A 22,243-nucleotide genomic window follows, 5' to 3' on the forward strand; every position below is an offset into this window, starting at 1 on the left:
TTCTCCTTTAAAAAACGGCTATGGGGAATTATGATGTAGATGGTATCTGGTTTGAATAATCAACCTGTCTATATCATAACAAAATCGAATTTGGATATTATTTTTAAGGGCATTGCATGATGCGGAAAAAGACCTGGGCGCTGATAGCAGTTGTTATTATTCTATTGATCGTAGTCAGCGGCGTAGGGCTTTATTTTGGCCTTACTGCGCCGGGCTTTTTGACGCCCCGGATTGAAAAAGCCATGGGCGAGCGGCTGAACGCCGATGTCCGGATGCGGGGGGTTGATTTCAGCCTTTTATCCGGTGTCCATATTGAAGAATTGGCGCTTTCGCCTGCGGAAATCAGGGGTAAACCCGGGGCAGAAGCCCCGCTGGCACTTACGGACATCCGGATCCGGCATTCATGGCTGTCCTTGCTCCGTGGTAAATACCGGCCCACCCGGGTGATCGTTGAAAAATTAAATGCCCGTATGGCGCCGGAATATGTGGATTGGCTCTCCGGAATCGAGCCGCCTGACCCGTCAAGGCCAAAGCCGGAAATCGATATAAAAAACGGACGTCTCAAACTGCAATGGCCTGTCTTTACGCGGCCGGTTCAGATCAACAATTTAAATTTTTCCGTCTGGCCCGAGGCCGGCGGAAAGAAGGTGACGGGCACATCGCGTTTTGAATTCGGAAAAAACCGCGTACGCATGGGCTTTGAGGTGATGCCGGAGAGCGGTGAGATCAACACCCGCTTTACCCTTCACGGCTTTGATTTGTCCGCCCTGCCGGCGGTTGAATCAGAAAAGGCCGTTTTTGAACCGGAAAAACTGGAGATGGCCGGGATTCTGTCCGGCACCCTCGCCATACACCTGGCGTCCGAGGGCCGCCGGCCGGATTTAAACGGAGAGATTACGGTATCCGGGCTTTCCGCCCGGTATCCGGGGGTTCCGTTTGAATTTGAAAACGGATTTGCCAAACTGAGCGTCACGGATAACACGGTGGCTATTCGGGATGGAGCGATTAACTGCGCCCAGGGGGGGGTTGAGATTCCGGCGGCAGGCCTCCGGTTTGAGAATCAATCTCTGACGTGTGCCTGGCTTCGGGCCAGCGTGAGCGGCATTGATGTGCCGGTAATCGCCGATGAAAGGCTTTTGGCGTTTTTGCCGGAGCATTACCGGCCCCAATTGGACGGCGGCAAAGCCACGGGCGGAGTCTATTTGCGGTGGCAGCCGGGCGATGATTTAAGCTATTCCGGTGATTTTATGCTGACCGGCGTTTCCGGCAGTATGCCGGCGTATGAAACCGATTTTTCCGAATTGGATGCCAATGTCAGTCTTTCCGCACCCGGCCGTATCGTGATTCGCCAGGCCCGGGCCCGGGTGCTCGGCGGGCGCGCGGAGGCGGCCGGGTCCTGTCAGTTTATCGGGGGTAAAATTAAAAATCCGGCATTGGAATTACGCCTGGCGGATGTCACTGAGACTTCCCATGTGGTGTCCCGGCTGCCGGCGGGGGTCCGCAATGTCATCGACAAGGCGGGCTTTAAGGGCTCGGAAATTGACGGCTTAATCGCATTGCAGCCCGGTCATACCAAGGTGGATCTCTCGATTGCGGCGCGTCAGGCAGAACTTCCGGATCTGCCCATTCAACTGACCGATCCGCATCTGGATGTGAGGTGGACATCAGAGGCCAGGCGGGTGGTCTTTGACAATGTGCGGGCCAAATTCAACGGGAGCCCTTTGGCTGGCTCCGGCACCCTGGTATTTGGCCGGAAGTCCCCCTATTTAAATTTTTCGATCTTGGGGCGCTATCTGCCGGTAAATAATCAGGTTCTGGAATGGGCCGGGCTTGAGCTGAAAAACTGGCGCGCCGGCGGAAGGTTTGACATTGAAATGCGGGCCAAGCAGTGGTGGCCTTCCGGGACCGGCGCCGCCGAATTTCTGGATAATATGCGGGTGCAGGTCGATATGCGGGATGGGGTGCTTCACCATCCGGAAGCCGGCAAACTGGCGGAAAACATCAGCGGCCATTTGATGCTTGATAGGGAAGGTGTGCACTTTTCCAGTCTGATCGGGGATGTATATGGTATCGGTCTGCGGGGCAGCGGCCGGGTTCCCTTTTCTGAGGACTCGGAAAACGCTTATTTTCGCATGGAATCGGAAAATATTTCCCTTGATGAAAAACTTTATGACCGCCTGCCGTTTGATATCGGCCTGAAGGAGCTGGGCCTGGCCGGACAGTGCGAAGTAAAGGGCGAGCTTCAGGGGATCGGCCTTAAGGACAAGCCGTTTTCCGGTAACATGACCATGTTGATGCATCATGTGGAAATGCAGCCAAAAGCGACCAGGATCAACGCCAGCGGCACCGCCCGAGTAACGGTTAGCGCCCCGAACTGGCAGGAATTTGAAATTTCGGGGGTGATGGAACTGGATGGCCTCTCCTACGGCAACCTGGACGCGGAGCGGGTGTCCGCAGATTTTGCCTATAAAGATCGTATGCTTGACATCCCGGAGTTGGTGGTTGGGGCTTACGGCGGCAAATTGAATTTTAAGGAGACCCGGATCGATACGACTGCCGGATCATGGCAGACCCAAGCGCACATGGCGCATTTGGATCTGGAAAGCCTGGTGGGGGCATTCGGTGTAGAGGGCCGGAAGGCGCCGTCCGGCGTGATGCGCGGGGATATAGAGATGAGCGGCCGTGGTCTAAACCCCGGGACATTCTCGGGCGAGGGCACCATAAAAATCGGCCGGGGCCGGCTTTACAGCTTCCCTGTGCTGGTTTCGGTGTTTAACGTGCTGGATTTGAAGCTTCCGCGGCAAAGCCCGGTGACCGATGCTTACGGGGACTTTCGCATCGATGAGGGACGGCTCGCGATCCGGGATCTGCTTTTCTCCGGCGGCTCGGTCCCCGCCCATATGGAGGGCGAGATCTCCCTGGATTCAGCCGGCAGCCTGAAACAAATGCCCATCGATCTGATCGTCACCGTGGCCAAGCAGGAGGGCATCCTGGATCAGATCCCTTTGCTTAACTGGGCCAAACATTATACGGTGGATTATTTGCGGCGGCTTGTACTGCAGGCCCGGGTCAAGGGCACCTTCGGGGATTATAAAGTCGACACCCTCTCAAGCCCGCTGACCAGTCCGATCCGGAAAATGTTTTCCCTGCTGGAGCGGTTTACCCCGGCACCGCCGGGTGGCAACTGATGGCTTCCTCATAAGTCCAATTTCTGCGTTGCGCTGCATCCCTCGGAATTTCACGTACGAGCAAGTACGCTGCATTCCTCGGGATTTGCGCGCCTTGAACTTGAACTTATGACTTTGCCATCCCTAATCGATATGATTCGTTTATTTTACTGGGAGGTTTTTATGTCCCATACCGTCAAATCCTATCATCGGTTTACCGGTTATGACCGGTATAACATGTCCCCGCATTATCTGGACTGGGCCAGTCAGCCTGCCCAGTTTAAAAATTATCCGGGGGTCACCACGGTTTCCCTGCCCGAAGCTTCCGATATTTACCGAATGCCCCTGATCGAGGCCTGCCAAAATGCGGCGGAAAAACCGGCCGCGGTGCTTCCGGGTGCGGCGGCGCTTGCCCGGGTTTTTACCCTGGCCTGCGGACTAACCGCCAAGGCCCGGCAGCCGGGCGGTGATTTTTGCTTTCGCAGTGCGCCCTCTGCCGGCGCCCTTTACCCCAATGAGCTCTACCTGATCTGGCCGGGTTCATCGGAGTTGGATGCGGGGGTCTATCATTTCGGTTTCCAGCATCGCAAATTAGCGCCCCTTCGCACCGGCGATTTTGCCCGCGTCTTTGAGCAGGCGTTTGGGTCGAAGGATGAAACTCCCGCCGCTCGGTTTCTGGTTTCCGGCATCTTTTTCAGAAGCGCGTGGAAATATCGCAGCCGGGCGTATCGCTATGTTTTAATGGATGCCGGGCACCTGATCGAGAATTTGCGGCTGGCCATATCAGCGGCCGGGTTTCCGGCGCGGCTGGAGCTGGCATTTGATGATTTGGCAGCGGATCAACTCCTGGGGGTGAACCCGGATCGGGAGGGATGTCTCGGCGGCCTGAAAATTCCGGTTACAGATACCGATTCAGGCGCCGCAGCCGAGCCCCGCATTGACCCGCTGCCGGAAACATTTGCCGAAGCCAGCCGGGTATCTGAAAAAGAGATCGAATACGAAGCCATTCTGGATATTCATCGGGCCGGCCGTAAATTGACGGATCGCGGCCCATCAACGGCCGACCCGGCTGAAGTGTTGGGCCTGACTGCAGATGACTGGACACCGCTAACAGCCATCGCCTCTGATGATCAGATTGCCGGGGCCCCGGTAATGGATTATGCGGAAGCTTCGCTGCGGCGGCGCTCCCGGCGAAACTTTGTCAAAGACCCCATGACAGCGGCCCAGTTCGCCTATTTGCTCAACCTTGTGAGCGGGGCCAGGGGCAGGGCTGTTCAAAATCAGCCGGATGGCGCCGCGCAAATCGTCTGTGGATGCCTCGTGGGGAATGTGTCGGGAATGGCTCCGGGGTTTTATCTGTTGGACATGGAAAAGCGGCAATTGGGCCGGGTCTATACGGGGGATAAACGGGGGAATATGACCGCCATATGTTTAAATCAGGCATGGCTTGCCAATGCCGCGGCACATTTCGTATTAATGACCAATCTGGAAGGCTTGGACCAGGCATTCGGGGCCCGGGGGTACCGGTATGCCATGATCGGCGCCGGCCGGCTGGGGCATCTCCTGTATCTCGGGGCTACCGCCCTTGGCATGGGATGCTGCGGCATCGGGGCGTTTTACGACGGGGAGGCCCGGCAGCTTCTGGGCCTGACTGAGGCCTCGGATATGCTGTATTTACTGGCTGTGGGGCAGACCAAATCCGGTGGGGCTTTCTGAAGTTCGGGGGCAAGGATAATTCTTTGTCAAAATGCGGCGCGATTGGTATGTATCGCCAAGGACAGGGAAGCGAAAGCATATATGATTGACCATCTAAAGGAATTAAAAAAAGCGGGCCGGCCGGTCATCGGGTGCTTTCCTTTGTATCCGCCCCTGGCGCTTTTTCACAGCCTGGATTTGATGCCGGCGGTGCTCTGGGGATTTAGGGGCGATTTCGATCAAACCCCGCAAAGCGACAGGCATCTCCAGAATTACACCTGCTCGGTGGCCCGGCACATGACCGAGTTTCTGTTCTCCGAGGCGGGCGGTCTGGTGGATGGGCTGTTTATGTACAATGCCTGCGATACGCTGCGCAATCTCCCGGAAATTATCCAAAGAAACTTGAATCAGGCCGGCCGGCGGGTGCCGTTTTTTCATATCCATGTGCCCATGACCCCGCCGCATCAAACCGATGCCGGCGAGTATCTGGAAAATGAAATCAATGGCCTGATTGCGGATCTTGAAAACGAATTTGGCCGGAATTTCAGCACAGATGCGTTTAAAAAAAGCATCGATCATCTGGAAAAGCGCCGCGGGATTACCCTGGACGCGGAAGATGCGGTGGCGCAGGGAAGACTTGATTTTCAGTTTTTTGCCAAAACCCTGCACCTTGCCTGGGCCGCGCCGGGGATGCATCAGCCTGATAGACTGGCCGGATGGCTGGGCAAACAGGCCCTTAATGAAGCGAATTCGGATAAACCGGGAATTATTGTAAGCGGTATCCTTCCGCCGCCGGATTCGCTGATATCTGCCATCGAGGCGTCCGGTTTGCGGATCGCGGGAAATGACATCGCTTCGCTGCACCGGACATACGCGGCCATGCCGGCCGCTGCCACCGATCCGGCGGCCTATTACCGGGATTTCTACACCAATCATTATCCCTGCCCCACGCTGCTTTATACCGGAGACCGCCGCCTTTCCGCCCTGCTGGAGAGGTGCCGGAAAACCGGGGCAGCGGGCGTGGTGTTTGTGGGCGAAAAATTTTGCGAGTATGAGTATTTTGAGTTTCCCTATCTGGAAAAAAAGTTGCGGGAGCAGGGGATTCAGACGCTCATGATCGAAGCGGCGATCGGCGATGATGCCCAGACCGCCCAGCAGACCGCCCGGATTGAGGCCTTTGCCGAAATGCTGAATAATGACTGATAGCGTCGCAAAAAGCGACGGATGCCGCTGAGAGGGCATTTATGCAGTAACTCAATCAAAAAGTTACCCAAAATCTTTACATACTGTCATTTCGAGCGGCAGCGAGAAATCTTTAAAATAAGATTCCTCGTCACTATCGTTCCTCGGAATGACAGTAGCGGAATGCATTGGAATAACTTTAAATTGTTGATATTCGTAGGTTGGGTTGAGGAACGAAACCCAACAAATGACTAAAATCCAATAGCCAATACCTAACACCCAACACCCAACACCCAACACCCAACACCTAATACCCATTTCACGGAGCCCCTATGTCAGACGCACGTAAAACCGACGCAGGCACGCATTTGAGCAAAATTATGCGGGACAGCTATATGGATCTTCACACCCGGGCCGCCCAGGGGGCGTTTGTGGTATGGATTGCCATCAATGTGCCGGCGGAACTCTTCTCCGGGTTTGAAAATGTGGTCTGCGCTGTGCCGGAAAGCCATGCGGCCATGAACGCCGGAAAGGGCGTGGGCGCGATTCAATGTGAAAAGGCCGAGCGGATCGGCTATTCCATGGATCTTTGCTCATATGCGCGGATCGATATCGGCTGTGCCGCGGACGGCGGCAAGGACTCCCCCGCGTTTGGCCTGCCAAAGCCGGACCTTTTGGTATCCAACACCAATAACTGCGCGCTTCTTGCCAAGTGGTTTGACGTGCATCACCGGGAGTGGGGCGTGCCCCATTTTATCCTGGATGTGCCCTTCTGCTACACGCCGCAGAAGGAAAAGAACCGGAATTATATCATCCGGCAGTTCAATGATTTGATTCAAACCATTGAAAGGCTTTCCGGCCAGACCTTTGACCGGGAAAAGGTGCACCAGGCCATGGGCCATACCCATCGGGGGATTGCCCATTGGAAGCGGTTTTTAAGCTATGCCCGGCACCGGCCTTCCGGGATCACCGCATTTGATTCCTTCGTGCAGATGGCCCCGTTTCTGATCATGCGGGGCACGCCGGCATTTGAAGCCCACTATGAGCTGCTCGCCGATGAGACCGAGGCGCGGGTCCAGGCCGGGGACTTTCCGGTGCCGAACGAGCGCTACCGCCTGTTCTGGGACAATATCGCGCCATGGCACCAGCTCCGCGACATGTCTGCCAGCCTTGCGGAATTCGGAGCCAATATCATCGGCGCCACCTATACCTTCTGCATCGGCACCGTTGAGGGGAGTTTTGATTTGTATCAATGTGATGACGATGATCCGCTGCACTATCTGGCCCGCACCCAGAACAGCTATGTCTGCCCTCATGGCATGAATCTGCGGAGCCAGGCCATGCGCGAGGCGGTTAAAGAGTTACAGATCGATGGGATCGTTTTTGCCAGCAACCGCTCATGCAAACCCTACTCGGTGACCCAGATGGACCAGCAGCAAATCATGACCGAAGAGTTGGGTATCCCATCGGTTATGATTGACGTGGATCATGCCGATGTCCGGAAATACAGCAAGGAAAGCACCTTTACCCGGCTTGAGGCATTGCTTGAGATGATAGACGCCAAACGGGCGGCGTAAGCCCGGGATTTCCAATTTAACTGCATCTGCCTTAAATCCGGCAGATCTTATGGGATCTAAATCCGGATTTCTTCTCCCGCCTTAAGATCCACGTAGCGCTCGCCGAAGGCCTGCCGGAATTGATCGATGGTCCAGTCTGAACTGTCATGGGGCGAAAGGGAGACCAGCGCCGGGGATACGCGCTGGATCGCGGAGATGGCGCTTCTGACATCCGCCTCGCAAATGCCTTTCCACGGGGGTTTATCTGAGCCCATAATGCGCTGGATGTTTATCGGCCCGAGTTTGATCCGGCCGCCGTGCACGGGGTAATGGAGCCCGCCGATAACGGCATAAATCGGCTCAGTGAACAGGGCCTGGGCCCTGTCAATAATTCGCTCAATGGTTTGATGGCCGCATCCGATGATGAGCACAATCCCCTTGCCGGCCATATTGACGGCAAGCGCATGCTCCGGGGTGTAGCCCATTAAAAACAGAAACCGGGGAATCGGGCCGATACTTGCGATGCCCGGCTTCAATACGGTCGGTTCGCTGACCACATGGGGGATGGGCTTGGGATTTCGTTCCGAGGGGGTTAAGGCCACCGGCGTGTAAGCCGGAATCTCCGGTACATCCACCGCAGATCGGGAAAAACTGAAGGTCTTCTGTTTCTGATCCGCCATGCCGCCCAAATGATCCAGATGGGCATGGCTGATAAAAATCATGTCCAGGTCCTGCGGCGACACCCCGAGTGCTTCCATATTGTGCATAAGCGGCGAGGGGGCCTCTTTTTTGGCGTTAAACCCCACATCCAGAAGAATTTTTGTGTCATCCGCAGAAATCAGATAGGACACGCCGGCCTCTGTTTTAAGATCCGGCCGGGCGGCATAAAAATCGACCAGCGGGAGGATCGAGAGTGTTTCAATACTGCCGAACGGCGTTAGCTCATGGAGCTTTGCCGATGCGATTTCCTGGTCGACGCGTTCTCTGCCGGATTTTAGCTGAAGGGTTTTGGCCGCAATAAAGGCGGCGATTAAAAGGATCAGGCCGATGAGTATATAGAACAGAATAAGCATAGGGATTCCACCGGAGTAAAGAGCGGGCACACCTGAGGTGCGCCCGCTTTGATTTGAAGCTCAAGGGCTAGTGGTCACATACGTTATCCCCGGTTTGCAGGCTGTTTGCCATATACTGGGAGACGAGCTCTTCCGGCGAAAGCGCCGGCGCACCGGTCAGCACCTTAATGCCGTGCTGGGCGAACAGCTGCAGGGCCCGTCCGCCCATCCCGCCGGCAAGCACCACATCGACGTTTTGATCATTCAGCCATTTCGGCAGGACACCGGGTTCATGCGGCGGCGGCTCAAGGATTTGCTTATTTTTGATCTCCGAGTCATTGACCTCGATAATCGCAAACTCTTTGGAATGTCCGAAATGCATGGCCAGTTTGCCCTCGGCAAGGGGTATGGCGATTTTCATTGTTTTTTTCCTCCTTATGATTTTACATCCAATGTCCATTAACATTGGGCGTTTTGGCGTAGCTGCCGAATTCATCGTTTTTAAACTGTTTTACCACTTCTTCCACCGTGCCGCTGACATTGACGACGACTTTGACACCCGCCGCTTCGAGCACTTTGAAAGCCTTGGGCCCGCAGTTGCCGGTCAGTACCACATCTACCTTGTTTTCAACAACGGTTTTGCCGGCCTGAATCCCGGCGCCCTGCGGCAGGCTCATATTCTGGGTGTTCTCCACCGCCTTGTATTCCATCGAATCCGGGTCCACAATAATAAAATTGGCGGCCCGGCCGAATCGGGGGTCCACATCAGCGCTTAAATCTTTACCATTTGATGTCACAGCGATTTTCATCGGGTATGCTTTAACCTCCTTAATATTTTCATGGGATTATTTGGAAAAATCCATGGTCAGCTTGCTAAATTGATCATCTGTCAGGGGTTTGCCGAACGCCGCAAACTGGATTTTGGGGTCATCGTCATTTCTTTGGGAAAACGACATCAGAGACCTCTCCCCATATGGATTTAACCGCCCGGGCCGCGGCGCCGTCCGAATATTCCACCAGGGCCTTCTGCTCGACCATGGCTTTGGTCATATCCTGATCATAGGGGATGGCACCGACAAATACAATATTATGGGTTTTGGCGTAGGCCTGCATTTTTTCACTGATCCCGGGGTTTAAATCGTATTTGTTGATGCAGAGCATGGTCGGCACGTTCAGGAATTCCGACAGCTGGTGGACACGTTCCATATCATGGGTGCCGGAGAGCGTGGGTTCGGTGATGATCAGAACACCGTTGGAGTTGGCTACTGAGGCGATCACCGGGCAGCCGATCCCCGGCGGGCCGTCAACAATAATTTTATCCAGGCCCCGCTCTTTTGCCATTTCCCTGGCCTTCTGGCGCAGAAGGGAGACCAGCAGGCCGGAGTTTTCCTCGGCAATCCCCAGTTTGGCATGGATCATGGGGCCGTGCCGGGTATCTGAGATGTACCATTTGCCGCAGGTCCGCTGCGGAAATTCAATGGCATCCACCGGACAGAAGTGAACGCATACCCTGCAGCCCTCACAGTCGATTTTATCAATGACGTAGTCTTCGCTGATGGCGCCGTACTGGCAGCGTTCCCGGCATTCCCCGCATTCCGTGCACAGATCCTTTCTGATGACGGCATAATGGCCGCCTTTGAAATCCTCTTCATGCTTGACCGAGGGGGTTAGTATGAGATGCATGTCCGCGGCATCCACGTCCGCATCCACCATCACTTTGTTTTCCGCCAGCGCGGCAAATGAGGCCGTCAGGCTCGTCTTGCCGGTTCCGCCTTTTCCGCTGATAATCGTTAACTCTTTCATATCTATCAAAAATCTCTTTTATTTGAAAATTCCAATATCAATTATTCTGCTTCAATGATCCGCTCCCGCACATTTTGATAAAGCGCCTGGAATTTTTCCTTCATCTCCGGCAGGGCCTCAACCATTAAAATGCCGTTTGAGTAAGCCTCAGCGATTTCCCGCTTATCCGGGATTTCCATCAGAATGGGGATGTTTTCCGCTGCCGCATATTCAGCCGTGCGGCCATCGCCCACATCTGAGCGGTTAATGACGATGCCGAAGGGAATTTTCATCAACCGGGCGGTTTCAACAGCCAGCTTCAGATCGTTTAGCCCGAATGGCGTGGGCTCGGTAACCAGAAGCAGATAATCCGCCGCCTTGATGGCCGCAATCACCGGGCAGGAAGTGCCGGGCGGGGCGTCAATGATATTTAACGCCTCAGGGCTGATCTGTTCCTTGACCCGTTCGATCAGCGGCGGAGACATGGCCTCACCCACCCGGAGCGATCCGTGGTAGAAATCAATGTGGCCGGACCGGCCCTTTTCCATGACCCCCAGCTCGCGCTTGGCCTCGCTGATGGCGCCGGTGGGGCAGGCCATCATGCAGCCTTTGCAGCCATGACACATCTCCGGAAAGGTCATGATATAGTCGCCCATCAGCGTGATGGCGGAGAACTGGCAGAGTTCGTCACATATGCCGCAAAGGTCGCATTTGGACTGGTCTACCTCTGGTATGGGCAGGGTTACGGTTTCACTTTCAACATCGGTCGGCTTCAAAAATATATGGGCGTTCGGTTCTTCCACATCGCAGTCGAGGTACCGGACGTTGCCATCTAAAGATGCGGCGAGATTGGTCGCAATCGTGGTTTTCCCGGTTCCGCCTTTGCCGCTGGCAACAGCGATTACCATAGGAACTCTCCTTATTATATGGATCATATAGATCTGTTGAAATTTCTTTGGGTTGAGAAAGAGCTTCTGAGCATATGCTCAATTTTAATGATAAAAATAAGGTTTCGGCAGGGGGATGTCAAGGACTAAAATTAGGGGCGTCGCAAAAAATTAGTCGTCCCACTCCATGGGCAGTTTCATTTTTTTCCGGGTATTGCAGTCCTTGCAGCAGGGCACTACATTGCCCTTGGTGGATTTGCCGCCGCGGGAAAGGGGGACCAGGTGGTCCATGGTCAGCTCTTTGGGCGCAAATTCGTGGCCGCAGTAGTGACAGACGCCTTTGGCGCACTGTCGTTTCCACCACTGGGTATTACGAAGTTCCCGGGCCTTGTTCTTTTCACGCCGGATATGCGCGTCTTCATCTAAGTGGTCGAATTTGCTCATATTAAAAAAAGTCGTTGGGTGGTGGGTATTAGGTATAAGGATGGTACGAAACAATCATCAGTATCCCAGCCGGCGCATGGCCCGTGCATCCCGGCTCCAGTTTTTATCCACCCGGATAAAAAGTTTAAGATAAACCGGCATTCCCATCAGCCTTTTCATCTCCAGCCGGGCGGCCTTGCCGATCTCCCGGATTTTGCTGCCGTGTTTGCCGATGAGGATTTTTTTCTGGGAATCGCGCTCCACATGGATCTTGGCATATACATAGACCAGATCGGTCTCTTCATCTTCTTCAATCATATCAATGGAGACCGCCGTGGAAAAAGGGACTTCCTCTTCGGTCAGCTGAAATGCCTTTTCCCGGATAATCTCGGACAGGATAAATTCCTCCGGCACATCGGTCACCATGTCCGGCGGATAATAGGGCGGCCCCTCGGGGAGCAGCTTTTCCAGGGCGGCCAGCATGTCTTGGACCTGGGTGCCTTCTTTGGCGGAAACCGGGTAAATGGCCTCAAACGGATAGCTCTGCTGCCATTTGTCAATCAGCGGCAAGAGATCCGGCTTTTTCACCCGGTCTATTTTGTTCAGCGCCAGCACTACCGGCCGTTTTCGGCTTTGCTGCAGCCGCTCCAGAATCATGTTTTCCGATTTTTTGTCCGGCTTGGCCGCATCCGCCACCAACAGCAGCAGATCCACATCATTAATGGCGGAAAAGGCCACGTCCACCATTTTCTGGTTGAATGTCTTGTGGGTCAGATGAATGCCGGGCGTGTCGAGAAAAATCAGCTGGGCGCCTTCGCGGTGGGCGATGCCGGCGATGCGGTTTCTCGTGGTCTGGGGCTTTTCCGACGTGATGGAGACTTTTTTGCCGATCATGGTGTTCAAAAGCGTGGATTTGCCCACGTTCGGCGCACCGGTGATGGCGATAAAGCCGGATTTAAAATCCTGATATGTCGATGCTGGGTCTGACATGAACGTTTACTCGGTTAAAAGGTTTCGGGTTTCAGTCTGTAGGTTGGGTTGAGGCCCGAAACCCAACAATAGATGCTACCCGCCGGCATCCGAGGGCAATGATTCCTCCGCCAGCAGATGGTCAATGGCCGCCCATACGTCGCTTAAGCCCATGCGGGTTTTGGCGGAAAAACAGATCAAATCGTCCGGGGTAATGCCCAGCTCCCCGGCGATGGCCTGCATCTGCTTGATGCGCTTGTTTTTAGCCAGCTTATCCGCCTTGGTCAGCACCAGAATGACTGGTATGCGGTTATCCAGCAGCCAGTCGATGAAATCACTTTCCCCGGCCTGCGGGGTGCGCCGGATATCTAAAATCAGCACCACGCCTTTCAGGGTTTTCCGAGTAGCCAGGAATTTTTCCACCATCGGCCCCCAGTTTTTTTTGATTCGCGTCGGTACCTTGGCATAGCCGTATCCGGGCAGATCGACGAACACGGTATTGCCGTTAATATCAAAAAAATTGAGCAGCTGGGTCCGGCCCGGGGTGGAACTGGTTTTGACCAGGTTTTTGCGGTTTAACAGGGTGTTTATCAGCGAGGATTTGCCCACATTGGAGCGGCCCGCGAAAGCGATTTCCGGCGGGCCTTCAGGCGGGTATTGATCCGGTTTGACCGCACTTTTAATAAAATCTGCGGATTTGACCTGCATCAAATCACTTTATTCAACGGATACTCAATAATGCCTTCCGCCCCGTTTTTGAGTAATGCCGGTATCAGATCCCTGACCTTGTCCGAGCTGATCACGGTTTCAACAGAAAACCAGTTGGTATGGTACAGCGAGGCCACGGTGGGCGCATTCAGGCTGGGCAGCAGGGAGACAATCGTTTCAAGCTGGGCTTCGGGCACATTCATTTTGATGCCCACCAGTTTCTCAGCCACCAGCGCGCCTTTTAAAAGCATCACGATCTGCTCGATCTTTTCCCGTTTTTCCGGTTTTTTCCAGGCTTCGTGGTTTGCGATGAACTGGGTGTTGGTCTGCATCATTTCGTGGATTACGCGCAGACCGTGGGCTTTTATGGTGCTCTCGGTCTCAGTGATTTCCACAATCGCGTCCGCCAGGCCGGAGACCACTTTGGCTTCTGTGGCGCCCCAGGAAAATTCCACGTTAACGTCAATGCTCTTTTCCGCAAAATAGCGCTTGGTGTAGTTTAAGAGCTCGGTGGAAATTTTTTTCCCCTTGAGGTCCTCAATCGTCTTAACCGGGGAGTCATAGGCCACGGCCACCACCCAGCGGGCCGGCCGGGCGCTGACTTTGGAATAGACCAGGTCTGCCACCACATGGACATCGGACTCATTCTCCGCAATCCAGTCTTTGCCGGTAAGCCCCGCATCCAGGGTGCCGTTTTCCACGTTAATGGACATTTCCTGGGCGCGGCAGAGCGCACAGTTGATATCCCCGTCGTTTATTTCCGGAAAATAGCTGCGCCCGTTCACGGAAATTTTCCAGCCCGAGCGTTTGAACAGTTCAAGCGTGGCGTTCTGCAGACTGCCTTTGGGGATGCCGAGTTTTAGTTGTTCGCTCATTTTTTATATACCTCGTCGGGGTCGAATACCCGGTTTTCAGTGGTTTCAAGTTCGCCATTGCTGACTTTGCTGAAAAAACAGCTTTTATAGCCCAGATGGCAGGCCGCCCCGCCCAGCTGCTCAACCTTTAAAAGAATCGTGTCGTTATCACAGTCCACCCGGACCTCTTTAACCTGCTGGACATGGCCGGAGCTCTCGCCCTTGACCCACAGTTTATCCCGGGACCGGCTGTAGTAGGTGGCCTTGCCGGTCTCGAGGGTGGCCTCCCAGGCGGCCTGATTCATAAAGGCAAGCATCAGAACCTCGCCGGTGTCGTAATCCTGCACAATGGCCGGTGCCAGCCCGCCCATTTTAGAAAAATCAAGTGATATCATATAAACCCTCTCTAAGAATGGCATCTCAATCTAAAATTAATCAAATAATTTTATCGAATTATGGATATATGTCAAATTTTTTTTTTCAGGTGATTTTTTTCAGGTGATTTTTTTGAAATCGCCTATGGCGTACCCGGGCGGGATGTGGGTGCTCTCCTTTCTTGACAAGCTAACGGTCGCCCCTTATATTACTCAGATTAAGACAGGCCATATTTTAGTCAATGATTAATCAATGCGGCGCATTCCGGCATGTTCTCTACATTGCCTGAATGACGAAAGATTAAATGTAAAAAGGGAGACAACAATGGCGGAAAATATTATTGAAGTCGGCGACAATAATTTTGAAAGTGAAGTCTTGCAGTCCGATAAGCCGGTGCTGGTGGATTTTTGGGCCCCTTGGTGCGGCCCCTGCAAAGCTATCGGGCCGGTGGTCGAGGAACTCAGTAAAGACTACGACGGCAAAGTCAAATTTGCCAAGTGCAATGTGGATGACAACCCGGCCACGCCGAGCAGCTACGGGATCCGGGCCATTCCGACCCTGATCGTGTTCAAGGACGGCAAGCAGGTGGATCAGATCGTGGGCATGGCAGATAAGTCCAAACTGGAAGCAAGCATCAAAAAAGGCTTATAATAATGGCTAAAACCAAATATGACCTGGTAATTATCGGCGCCGGTCCGGCGGGGTTGACCGCCGCGATCTATGCCGCCCGGGCCAAGCTGGATGTGCTGGTGCTTGAAAAGGCCGCGCCCGGGGGGCAGATCCTGGTGGCGGACTGGATCGAGAATTATCCCGGATTTCCCGAAGGCTTGAGCGGGGCCGATTTGATCATGAACATGACCGATCAGGTCAAGCGGTTTGGCGTGGAGATTGAAACCAATGAAGTGGTGTCCCTTGATCTCTCCGAAAATCCCAGGCAGCTTCAGTTAAACGACCGGCAGGTCACAGCCAAAAGTATCATTATTGCCGCCGGGGCCTCGCCCAAAAAGCTCGGGGTGCCGGGTGAAGAAAAATATTTTGGCAGAGGCGTTTCGGTCTGCGCCACCTGTGATGCCCCGTTTTTTAAAAACAGCACGATCGCGGCAGTCGGCGGCGGAAATACCGCGGTTCAGGAAAGCCTTTTTCTCACCCGGTTTGTGGATAAGGTCTATCTCATCCACCGCCGCGATGAGCTGCGGGCGGACAGACTGCTGCAGGAGCGGGCGTTCGAGAATGATAAGATTGAGATGGTGTGGGATTCGGTTTTAAAATCGATTAACGGCTCGCAAGCCGGGGTTTCGGGTATTACCATGGAAAACGTCAAGACCGGGGAAACCAAGGATCTTGCCGTTGACGGCTGCTTTATCTGGGTGGGCACGATCCCCAATACCGGTTTTTTAAAAGATCATCTCAAGCTGGATGACCGCGGGTTTGTGGCGGTAAACAGCCGCATGGAGGCTTCGGTGCCGGGTGTTTTCGCGGCCGGGGACGTACGGGATACCCCGCTTCGCCAGGTATCCACGGCCGTGGGGGACGGCGCCATTGCCGCTTCAGAGGCGGCCGAATATATTCAAAATCATGCTTAACAAAGCCCTTTTCTCAGCGGGGTTGACTTTTACTCAGGGTGTAGAAATTTGTCCATGAAGCGGATTATTGGGTGCTTATTGGTGGCGGCCTTGGTGGTGTGCGGATGCTCCGCGTTTGGGCCGAAAGAGGAGAAAACCGCTGTTCAGCTGGCCGAAGAAGGGCGGCAGGAGTTCTCGGACGGGGACTACAAGAGCGCTATTGAAGCCTATCAGAAATTAAGGGACTGGTATCCGTTCAGCAAATTCGCCAAAGAGGCGGAGCTGAAAGTCGCGGACGCGCATTACCGGCTGGAGGAGTATGAGCAGGCCATTGCCGCCTATGAGCAGTTTGAGCGGCTCCATCCCAATGATGAAAAAATTCCGTATGTGCTCTATCAGATCGGTCGCTGCTACTTTGATCGGATGCGCGGTAGAGACCGGGACCAGACCTCCACGGAAAAAGCCCTTCAGGAATTTCAGCGGCTGCAAAACCGGTTTCCCGAAAGCCAGTATGCGGAAAAGGCAAACAAGCATATCCAGCAGTGCCTGAGAACCCTGGCCGGACATGAATTCTACGTGGGCGAATTTTATTTCAAGCAAAAGAATTACAAGGCGGCCCTGAATCGTTTTTTAAATGTCGTCGACAATTATCCATCCGAGTTTACGCTCCTGCACCATAAGGCGAACAAATACATTGAGCGGTGCCGCAATGAGCTGGAAGATGCCCCGGCAGAGAAATCCGAGGCCACATCCCCCGTTACCGTCCCGCCGAGAAAACACAGGCCCGTCCCGTCTCCGCCGATAAGCCGATAGCCTGCATGGGAGGCAATTCTCCCAATTTTTTAAAAAATTCTTTACAAGCAAAGAATCTTCGTTTATAAAATTTTGGTTTATCGAGGCTGGGTACTTTGGTTTGGTTTTTTGGGCCATCCAGTGTGCGTTTTTGGTATGAGTTTTTGAATCAGAGCTTCTGGAGAATATAAAAATGTCTAAAAAATGTGATATCTGCGGAAAAAAATCTTTGGTCGGCAATAATGTCAGCCATGCCCATAATGTAAATAAGCGGCGATTCAATCCCAACCTCCAGCGGGTCCGGTCGGTCCGAAACGGCCGCGTGGAGAAAATCAATGCCTGCACCCGCTGCATCCGCTCCGGCAAGGTCGAAAAACCCCTCAAATGAGGACTTGTTAAAGTCTTCGAATTTCCTGGATTTTATCCACTTTCCGGAGTTTGGCGAGCACGGTCTCCAGGTGGGCGACATTGGCCACGGTGATGGTGAAGTAGCCGGTTACGGTTTTATCCGGCAGGCTTTCCAGCTGTACATCGATGATATTGGCGTCCGCTTGGCTGATCACAGCGGTGATTTCCGCCAGCAGGCCATGCCGGTCCCTGGCCCGGCATTTGAGCTTGACCGGAAAAGAGCCTTCTGAGTCCTTACGCCATTCCACGTTGATCTCCCGTTCGGGGCTCATCTTCATGGCGTTCACACACCCTTTTCGATGCACGGTCACCCCGGATCCGTGGGTGATATAGCCGATGATCGGATCCCCGGGCACCGGCTGGCAGCACTGCCCGAAGCGGATCAGAATATCATCCATGCCATCCACCACCACGCCCTGTTCATCCCGCTTTTTCCTGTCCCGGCGGCGGGTAATGAACCGATCAAGCAGGGTTTCTTCTTTTTTCGGCTTATCGCCTTCAGTGAGGCGCCGGATGATCTGCAGCGGGGTGATCTTGCCGTAGCCCACGTTGGCGATCAGGTCATCCACAGTCTTAAAATTGAATTCCCTGGCCACGGCCTGCATTTCCCGGGAATTTAATTTCTCATGGAAGTTCAGGCGATGCTTGCGAAACGCTTTTTCACACATTTCCCGGCCCAGGGTGATGCTGCGCTCCTTTTCCTGGCGTTTGATCCACTGACGGATGCGGGAGCGGGCCTTGCCGGTTTTGACATAGTTCAGCCAGTCTTTGCTGGGGTGATGTCCTTTGGTGGTGACAATCTCGACGATATCCCCGGTTTTGAGTTCGTACTGCAGCGGCACCAGCCGGCCGTTCACTTTGGCGCCGGTGCACTGGTGGCCGACTTCGGTGTGGATGAGATAGGCAAAATCAATGGGCGTGGCGCCCCGGGGCAGGCTCTTGACCTCGCCCTGCGGGGTAAATACGTAGACTTCGGCGGGAAACAGGTCAATCCGGACGTTTTCCAGGAATTCATCCGGATCGCCGTAATTATCCTGGTGATTTTCCACCAGATTCTGTATCCATTCAAAGCTGCTGATGCTTTCCTTGTCCGTTACCCGGCCCTCCTTATAGCTCCAGTGGGCCGCAATCCCGGAGTTGGCCACCCGATCCATCTCTTCGGTCCGGATCTGTACCTCCATGCGTTCCCCATAGGGCCCGATTACCGTTGTGTGGAGGGATTTATACCCGTTCGGCTTGGGAAATCCGATATAATCTTTAAATTTTGTGGGCACCGGCCGCCAGTTGGCGTGGATAATGCCTAAGGCCTCATAGCATTGCGGAATGCTCTCCATAATCAGCCGGAAGGCAGTAATATCATAGACCTCCTCAAAGCTTAAGTCCTGCGAGAGCATCTTTTGGTGAATGCTGTGGAACTGTTTATACCGGCCGTACACCCGGGCGGGCAAACCGGTTTCTTTCATCTTTTCGCCGATGATTTTTTTCACCGTATCCACATAGTGCTCTCGCTGCAGCTGATCCTTGGCGACCAGATTCTTAATCCGTTCATACTCCTCAGGCTGAGTGTAATAGAAGGAAATCTCCTCCAGTTCCCGCTTCATCCAGTAAATCCCCAGCCGGGAGGCGATGGGCGCATAGATGTCGAGCGTTTCCTGGGCAATGGCTTTCTTTTTGTCCTCTGTCCGGTGGAAATGAATGGTTCGGATGTTATGGAGGCGGTCGGCCAGTTTAATCAGGATCACCCGGAGGTCATCGGCCATGGCCAGGATCATTTTGCGCAGATTTTCAGCCTGCCGGTCCCGGGCCGTATTCAGGGACAATTTGCTGATCTTGGTTACCCCGGCGATGATTTTAGCGGCTTGTTCGCCGAAACGCTCCTGGATGTCTTCAATGGTGGTATGCGTATCCTCGACCACATCATGGAGCAGCCCGCAGGCGATGCTGGTGGTATCAAGATGCATATCCGCAAGAATATTGGCCACTTCCAGCGGATGGGACAGATACGGCTCCCCGTTTAATCGCACCTGGCCTTCATGCACTTTGGCGGAGTAAACATAGGCCTGATTGACAATATCAACATCCGCGTCCGGATAATATTCGCTGATTTTGTCGAGTATGTCGGAGATACGTAACATTTATTTAAGTGACCGGCTCAGTATGCCTTGGCAAACACGACACGCTGGGGGCTTTGCTTGCCGCACTCAATGCATTTGCCTTTTTCTTTTTCCCCTTCAAAGGGAATACATCGGATGGAGACGTTTAACCGGTCCTTGATCGCCGTCTCGCAGGCGCTGTCCCCGCACCAGTGGGAAAGGGCGAATCCGCCGTGAATTTCCGGCCGCTCATGGTTTTTGGGGGTGAAAAAGTCGTTGAATGTCTCCAGCTCATCAATTTTGTGCGTATTGGCCTCCCTGAAGGACAGCGCCCGTTCAAACAGCGTCTGCTGGATGTCATCCAGAATATCGCCGATGGTCTCCACGAATTCATCCTTCTGGATGGCGGTTTTATCCTTGGCGTCCTTATCCCGCCGGCCTACAAACACGGAATCCTTTTCAATATCCTTGGGCCCGATTTCCACCCGCAGCGGAATGCCTTTCCGGATCCAGTCCCAGTTCCGGGCGCCGGTATTTCGGGTATCGATTTCCACAGCAATCGGCCGGCTGCAGTAATGCTTTTCCCGCAGGCGCGCGGCCAACGCATCCACAAATGCCATAACCGGCTGCCGGTCCTTGTCGGATCGGAGAATCGGCATTAATACCACGTGCGAAGAGGCGATTCGGGGCGGCAGCACAATGCCGTTGTCATCGCCGTGGGTCATGATCAGGCCCCCGATCAGGCGTGTGGATGAGCCCCAGGAGGTGGTCCATACATATTCCTCCGTTTCCTGGGCGGACTGAAAGGTTATATCCGAGGCGCGTGCGAAGTTCTGCCCGAGGAAATGGGAGGTCCCGGCCTGAAGGGCTTTTTTATCCTGCATCATGGCCTCAATGCAGGTGGTGGTTTCCGCGCCCGGGAATTTTTCCGCAAGGGTTTTTTCACCGGTCATCACCGGCATGGCCATATACTCTTCAGCCATTTTCTTATAAATATTTAACATCATATGCGTTCGGTCAATGGCCTCTTTCCGGGTGGCATGGGCGGTATGGCCTTCCTGCCACAGGAATTCGCTGGTCCGCAGAAAAATCCGGGTGCGCATTTCCCACCTGACCACGTTGGCCCACTGGTTGATCAGCACCGGCAGATCCCGGTAGCTTTTGATCCATTTGGAAAAAGAGTCGCCGATGATGGTCTCGGAGGTGGGGCGCACAATCAGGGGCGCCGTCAATTTGCCGGCCGGCACCAGTGCGCCGTCCTCACCCTTTTCGAGTTTATGATGGGTGACCACCGCGCATTCCTTGGCAAACCCTTCTACATGCTGGGCCTCTTTTTCAAGAAAATTGACGGGAATAAAAAGCGGAAAATACGCATTGCGAACCCCCGTGGTCTTGAACATGTCATCGAGGGTCCGCGTGATGTTCTCCCACAGAGCGTAGCCCCAGGGTTTGATGACCATGCAGCCCCGTACGGGCGATACTTCGGCCATATCCGCTGCCTTGATGACTTCCTGATACCATTCCGGGTAGTTTTCCTCCCGGGTCGGCTGGATTGCAGTTTTAGCTTGTTTCATCTCGCTCCTCTTTTATTGTTGCTTTCAAATTCATCAACTTCCTTGAGCAGCGCATCCAAAAGCTCCGCCTGCGGAATTTTACGGATTACTTTTCCCCGCTTGAACAAAATGCCGGACTCCCTGCCGCCGGCAACACCGATGTCAGCCGCCCTGGCCTCGCCGGGGCCGTTGACGGGGCATCCCATGATGGCGATTTTAATCGGTGTGGTTCGCGTCATAAGCGCCTTTTCTGCAGCTTCGGCAAGGGAGAACAAATCAAACTGGCAGCGGCCGCAGGTCGGGCAGGAAATGAGCTCCGGGCCCCGCCGTCGGATATCTAAAGCTTTTAATATTTCATAGCCCACCCGTACCTCTTCCATCGGGTCCCGGGTCAGGGAGACCCGCAGGGTATCGCCGATGCCTTCGGCCAGCAGAAGGCCTATGCCCATGGCGGATTTCACGATTCCGGCATACAGGCCGCCGGCCTCGGTAATACCGATATGCAGGGGGAAATCGGTTTTTTCAGATAGCTGCCGGTAGGCGGAGACCGTCTGGCGGACATCCGAGGATTTAATGGCAAGCTTTAGCCGATCAAACCCCAGCTCTTTCATCAAATCGAGGTGGCGCAGGGCGCTTTCCACCAGGGCATCGGCGGTGGCCGCCCCGTGTCTGGCATAGATGTCCTTTTCCAGGGAGCCGGCATTAACCCCGATCCGGATGGGGATGCCGGTTTCATTTGCCGTGTCCACCACTGCCTTGATTCTTTCGCGGCTGCCGATGTTCCCCGGATTGATGCGCAGACCGTCTGCACCGGCGCGGGCGGCGGCAATGGCCAGACGATAGTCGAAATGAATGTCTGCAATCAATGGGATCCGGATGCCTTGTTTAATGCCGGAAATGGCTTCGGCCGCGGCCTCGTCCGGCACAGCCACGCGGATGATTTCACAGCCCGCCGCCTCCAGCCGATGAATCTGGGCTATGGTGGCGGCAACATCCCGGGTGTCGGTGTTGGTCATGGATTGGACCGCAATCGGGGCATTGCCGCCGATGGGCACCTTGCCTACATGGATTTGCCGGGTCGGTCGCCGGTTGATCGGAAAAGCCATAATGTATGAAAATACAAATTTTTTTGTTTTTCTTGGAGGCGCCGCTAAGCCCTTTGAATCCGGGCTTTCCGGATTGCCC

21 protein-coding genes are annotated in these 22,243 nt (G+C 54.2%); 8 read left to right on the forward strand and 13 right to left on the reverse strand.

Going from position 1 to position 22,243, the window contains the following annotated elements; translation table 11 throughout:
* The first annotated feature begins 116 nt into the window (after positions 1 to 116).
* From U5L07_07290 to U5L07_07305, 4 genes are all read left to right on the forward strand, one after another.
* Complete coding sequence (locus U5L07_07290; GenBank protein MDZ7831540.1) at positions 117 to 3,188, forward strand: AsmA-like C-terminal region-containing protein; 3,072 nt, start codon at positions 117 to 119, stop codon at positions 3,186 to 3,188.
* Positions 3,189 to 3,350: 162 nt separating this feature from the next.
* On the forward strand, positions 3,351 to 4,883 hold the full coding sequence (locus U5L07_07295; protein MDZ7831541.1) for a SagB/ThcOx family dehydrogenase: 1,533 nt from the start codon (positions 3,351 to 3,353) through the stop codon (positions 4,881 to 4,883).
* Between the two features lie 81 nt (positions 4,884 to 4,964).
* A complete protein-coding gene (locus U5L07_07300) occupies positions 4,965 to 6,065 on the forward strand; it encodes a 2-hydroxyacyl-CoA dehydratase family protein (protein ID MDZ7831542.1) in 1,101 nt (366 codons plus the stop codon).
* A gap of 311 nt (positions 6,066 to 6,376) precedes the next feature.
* Complete coding sequence (locus U5L07_07305; protein ID MDZ7831543.1) at positions 6,377 to 7,621, forward strand: 2-hydroxyacyl-CoA dehydratase family protein; 1,245 nt, start codon at positions 6,377 to 6,379, stop codon at positions 7,619 to 7,621.
* A 56-nt stretch (positions 7,622 to 7,677) separates the two neighbouring features.
* Here U5L07_07305 and U5L07_07310 read toward each other — a convergent pair whose 3' ends face one another.
* The 10 genes from U5L07_07310 to hisI all read right to left on the reverse strand — a co-directional run bounded on the left by U5L07_07310 (position 7,678) and on the right by hisI (position 14,670).
* Positions 7,678 to 8,673 (reverse strand): MBL fold metallo-hydrolase, encoded by a 996-nt coding sequence (locus U5L07_07310; GenBank protein MDZ7831544.1) that lies wholly within the window; start codon positions 8,671 to 8,673, stop codon positions 7,678 to 7,680.
* Between the two features lie 67 nt (positions 8,674 to 8,740).
* Positions 8,741 to 9,073: a NifB/NifX family molybdenum-iron cluster-binding protein gene (locus U5L07_07315; GenBank protein MDZ7831545.1), complete on the reverse strand. Its 333-nt coding sequence runs from the start codon at positions 9,071 to 9,073 to the stop codon at positions 8,741 to 8,743.
* A gap of 22 nt (positions 9,074 to 9,095) precedes the next feature.
* Entirely contained in the window at positions 9,096 to 9,461 is a 366-nt protein-coding gene (locus U5L07_07320) for a NifB/NifX family molybdenum-iron cluster-binding protein (protein ID MDZ7831546.1), read from the reverse strand.
* Between the two features lie 124 nt (positions 9,462 to 9,585).
* Positions 9,586 to 10,455: an ATP-binding protein gene (locus U5L07_07325; GenBank protein ID MDZ7831547.1), complete on the reverse strand. Its 870-nt coding sequence runs from the start codon at positions 10,453 to 10,455 to the stop codon at positions 9,586 to 9,588.
* Between the two features lie 41 nt (positions 10,456 to 10,496).
* Entirely contained in the window at positions 10,497 to 11,342 is an 846-nt protein-coding gene (locus tag U5L07_07330) for an ATP-binding protein (protein ID MDZ7831548.1), read from the reverse strand.
* A 150-nt stretch (positions 11,343 to 11,492) separates the two neighbouring features.
* Positions 11,493 to 11,765, reverse strand: a complete 273-nt coding sequence (locus U5L07_07335) for an HNH endonuclease (GenBank protein ID MDZ7831549.1) — start codon at positions 11,763 to 11,765, stop codon at positions 11,493 to 11,495.
* 57 nt (positions 11,766 to 11,822) lie between these two features.
* The gene (gene era, locus U5L07_07340) at positions 11,823 to 12,734 is read right to left on the reverse strand and encodes a GTPase Era (protein ID MDZ7831550.1); all 912 of its coding nucleotides are present in this window, start codon (positions 12,732 to 12,734) and stop codon (positions 11,823 to 11,825) included.
* 75 nt (positions 12,735 to 12,809) lie between these two features.
* Positions 12,810 to 13,421, reverse strand: a complete 612-nt coding sequence (yihA, locus tag U5L07_07345; GenBank protein ID MDZ7831551.1) for a ribosome biogenesis GTP-binding protein YihA/YsxC — start codon at positions 13,419 to 13,421, stop codon at positions 12,810 to 12,812.
* Positions 13,421 to 14,296, reverse strand: a complete 876-nt coding sequence (hisG, locus tag U5L07_07350) for an ATP phosphoribosyltransferase (protein MDZ7831552.1) — start codon at positions 14,294 to 14,296, stop codon at positions 13,421 to 13,423. Before hisG ends, yihA begins: the two co-directional genes overlap by 1 nt.
* Positions 14,293 to 14,670, reverse strand: a complete 378-nt coding sequence (hisI, locus tag U5L07_07355; protein MDZ7831553.1) for a phosphoribosyl-AMP cyclohydrolase — start codon at positions 14,668 to 14,670, stop codon at positions 14,293 to 14,295. The genes hisG and hisI overlap by 4 nt, the downstream gene beginning before the upstream one ends.
* 304 nt (positions 14,671 to 14,974) lie before the next feature.
* Here hisI and trxA point away from each other — a divergent pair, with 304 nt between their 5' ends.
* From trxA to rpmB, 4 genes are all read left to right on the forward strand, one after another.
* Positions 14,975 to 15,301, forward strand: a complete 327-nt coding sequence (trxA, locus tag U5L07_07360; protein MDZ7831554.1) for a thioredoxin — start codon at positions 14,975 to 14,977, stop codon at positions 15,299 to 15,301.
* 2 nt (positions 15,302 to 15,303) lie between these two features.
* Positions 15,304 to 16,233 carry a thioredoxin-disulfide reductase gene (gene trxB / locus U5L07_07365; GenBank protein ID MDZ7831555.1) on the forward strand — a complete coding sequence of 310 codons (930 nt, stop codon included), beginning with the start codon at positions 15,304 to 15,306 and terminating at the stop codon, positions 16,231 to 16,233.
* A 54-nt stretch (positions 16,234 to 16,287) separates the two neighbouring features.
* Entirely contained in the window at positions 16,288 to 17,025 is a 738-nt protein-coding gene (locus tag U5L07_07370; protein MDZ7831556.1) for an outer membrane protein assembly factor BamD, read from the forward strand.
* Between the two features lie 172 nt (positions 17,026 to 17,197).
* On the forward strand, positions 17,198 to 17,392 hold the full coding sequence (gene rpmB, locus U5L07_07375; GenBank protein ID MDZ7831557.1) for a 50S ribosomal protein L28: 195 nt from the start codon (positions 17,198 to 17,200) through the stop codon (positions 17,390 to 17,392).
* A 7-nt stretch (positions 17,393 to 17,399) separates the two neighbouring features.
* On the opposite strand, the gene U5L07_07380 is transcribed toward rpmB, so the two are convergent.
* Genes U5L07_07380 through ispG form a run of 3 tightly spaced genes read right to left on the reverse strand, consistent with a single transcriptional unit; the run spans position 17,400 to position 22,164 of the window.
* On the reverse strand, positions 17,400 to 19,547 hold the full coding sequence (locus U5L07_07380; protein MDZ7831558.1) for a bifunctional (p)ppGpp synthetase/guanosine-3',5'-bis(diphosphate) 3'-pyrophosphohydrolase: 2,148 nt from the start codon (positions 19,545 to 19,547) through the stop codon (positions 17,400 to 17,402).
* Between the two features lie 17 nt (positions 19,548 to 19,564).
* Complete coding sequence (proS, locus tag U5L07_07385) at positions 19,565 to 21,079, reverse strand: proline--tRNA ligase (protein ID MDZ7831559.1); 1,515 nt, start codon at positions 21,077 to 21,079, stop codon at positions 19,565 to 19,567.
* The gene (ispG, locus tag U5L07_07390) at positions 21,076 to 22,164 is read right to left on the reverse strand and encodes a flavodoxin-dependent (E)-4-hydroxy-3-methylbut-2-enyl-diphosphate synthase (protein ID MDZ7831560.1); all 1,089 of its coding nucleotides are present in this window, start codon (positions 22,162 to 22,164) and stop codon (positions 21,076 to 21,078) included. The genes proS and ispG overlap by 4 nt, the downstream gene beginning before the upstream one ends.
* Between the last annotated feature and the right edge of the window lie 79 nt (positions 22,165 to 22,243).

The sequence above is a fragment of the Desulfobacterales bacterium genome (assembly GCA_034520365.1).
GTDB lineage: Bacteria > Desulfobacterota > Desulfobacteria > Desulfobacterales > Desulfosalsimonadaceae > M55B175.

Coding starts and splice junctions, on each gene's coding strand:
- U5L07_07370 (MDZ7831556.1), top strand. CDS start 16,288: ATGAAGCGGATTATTGGGTGCTTATTGGTGGCGGCCTTGGTGGTGTGC.
- U5L07_07310 (MDZ7831544.1), bottom strand. CDS start 8,673: ATGCTTATTCTGTTCTATATACTCATCGGCCTGATCCTTTTAATCGCC.
- U5L07_07330 (MDZ7831548.1), bottom strand. CDS start 11,342: ATGGTAATCGCTGTTGCCAGCGGCAAAGGCGGAACCGGGAAAACCACG.
- trxA (MDZ7831554.1), top strand. CDS start 14,975: ATGGCGGAAAATATTATTGAAGTCGGCGACAATAATTTTGAAAGTGAA.
- hisG (MDZ7831552.1), bottom strand. CDS start 14,296: ATGAGCGAACAACTAAAACTCGGCATCCCCAAAGGCAGTCTGCAGAAC.
- trxB (MDZ7831555.1), top strand. CDS start 15,304: ATGGCTAAAACCAAATATGACCTGGTAATTATCGGCGCCGGTCCGGCG.
- era (MDZ7831550.1), bottom strand. CDS start 12,734: ATGTCAGACCCAGCATCGACATATCAGGATTTTAAATCCGGCTTTATC.
- proS (MDZ7831559.1), bottom strand. CDS start 21,079: ATGAAACAAGCTAAAACTGCAATCCAGCCGACCCGGGAGGAAAACTAC.
- U5L07_07315 (MDZ7831545.1), bottom strand. CDS start 9,073: ATGAAAATCGCCATACCCCTTGCCGAGGGCAAACTGGCCATGCATTTC.
- yihA (MDZ7831551.1), bottom strand. CDS start 13,421: ATGCAGGTCAAATCCGCAGATTTTATTAAAAGTGCGGTCAAACCGGAT.
- U5L07_07325 (MDZ7831547.1), bottom strand. CDS start 10,455: ATGAAAGAGTTAACGATTATCAGCGGAAAAGGCGGAACCGGCAAGACG.
- U5L07_07380 (MDZ7831558.1), bottom strand. CDS start 19,547: ATGTTACGTATCTCCGACATACTCGACAAAATCAGCGAATATTATCCG.
- U5L07_07335 (MDZ7831549.1), bottom strand. CDS start 11,765: ATGAGCAAATTCGACCACTTAGATGAAGACGCGCATATCCGGCGTGAA.
- U5L07_07290 (MDZ7831540.1), top strand. CDS start 117: ATGATGCGGAAAAAGACCTGGGCGCTGATAGCAGTTGTTATTATTCTA.
- U5L07_07295 (MDZ7831541.1), top strand. CDS start 3,351: ATGTCCCATACCGTCAAATCCTATCATCGGTTTACCGGTTATGACCGG.
- ispG (MDZ7831560.1), bottom strand. CDS start 22,164: ATGGCTTTTCCGATCAACCGGCGACCGACCCGGCAAATCCATGTAGGC.
- U5L07_07300 (MDZ7831542.1), top strand. CDS start 4,965: ATGATTGACCATCTAAAGGAATTAAAAAAAGCGGGCCGGCCGGTCATC.
- U5L07_07320 (MDZ7831546.1), bottom strand. CDS start 9,461: ATGAAAATCGCTGTGACATCAAATGGTAAAGATTTAAGCGCTGATGTG.
- rpmB (MDZ7831557.1), top strand. CDS start 17,198: ATGTCTAAAAAATGTGATATCTGCGGAAAAAAATCTTTGGTCGGCAAT.
- U5L07_07305 (MDZ7831543.1), top strand. CDS start 6,377: ATGTCAGACGCACGTAAAACCGACGCAGGCACGCATTTGAGCAAAATT.
- hisI (MDZ7831553.1), bottom strand. CDS start 14,670: ATGATATCACTTGATTTTTCTAAAATGGGCGGGCTGGCACCGGCCATT.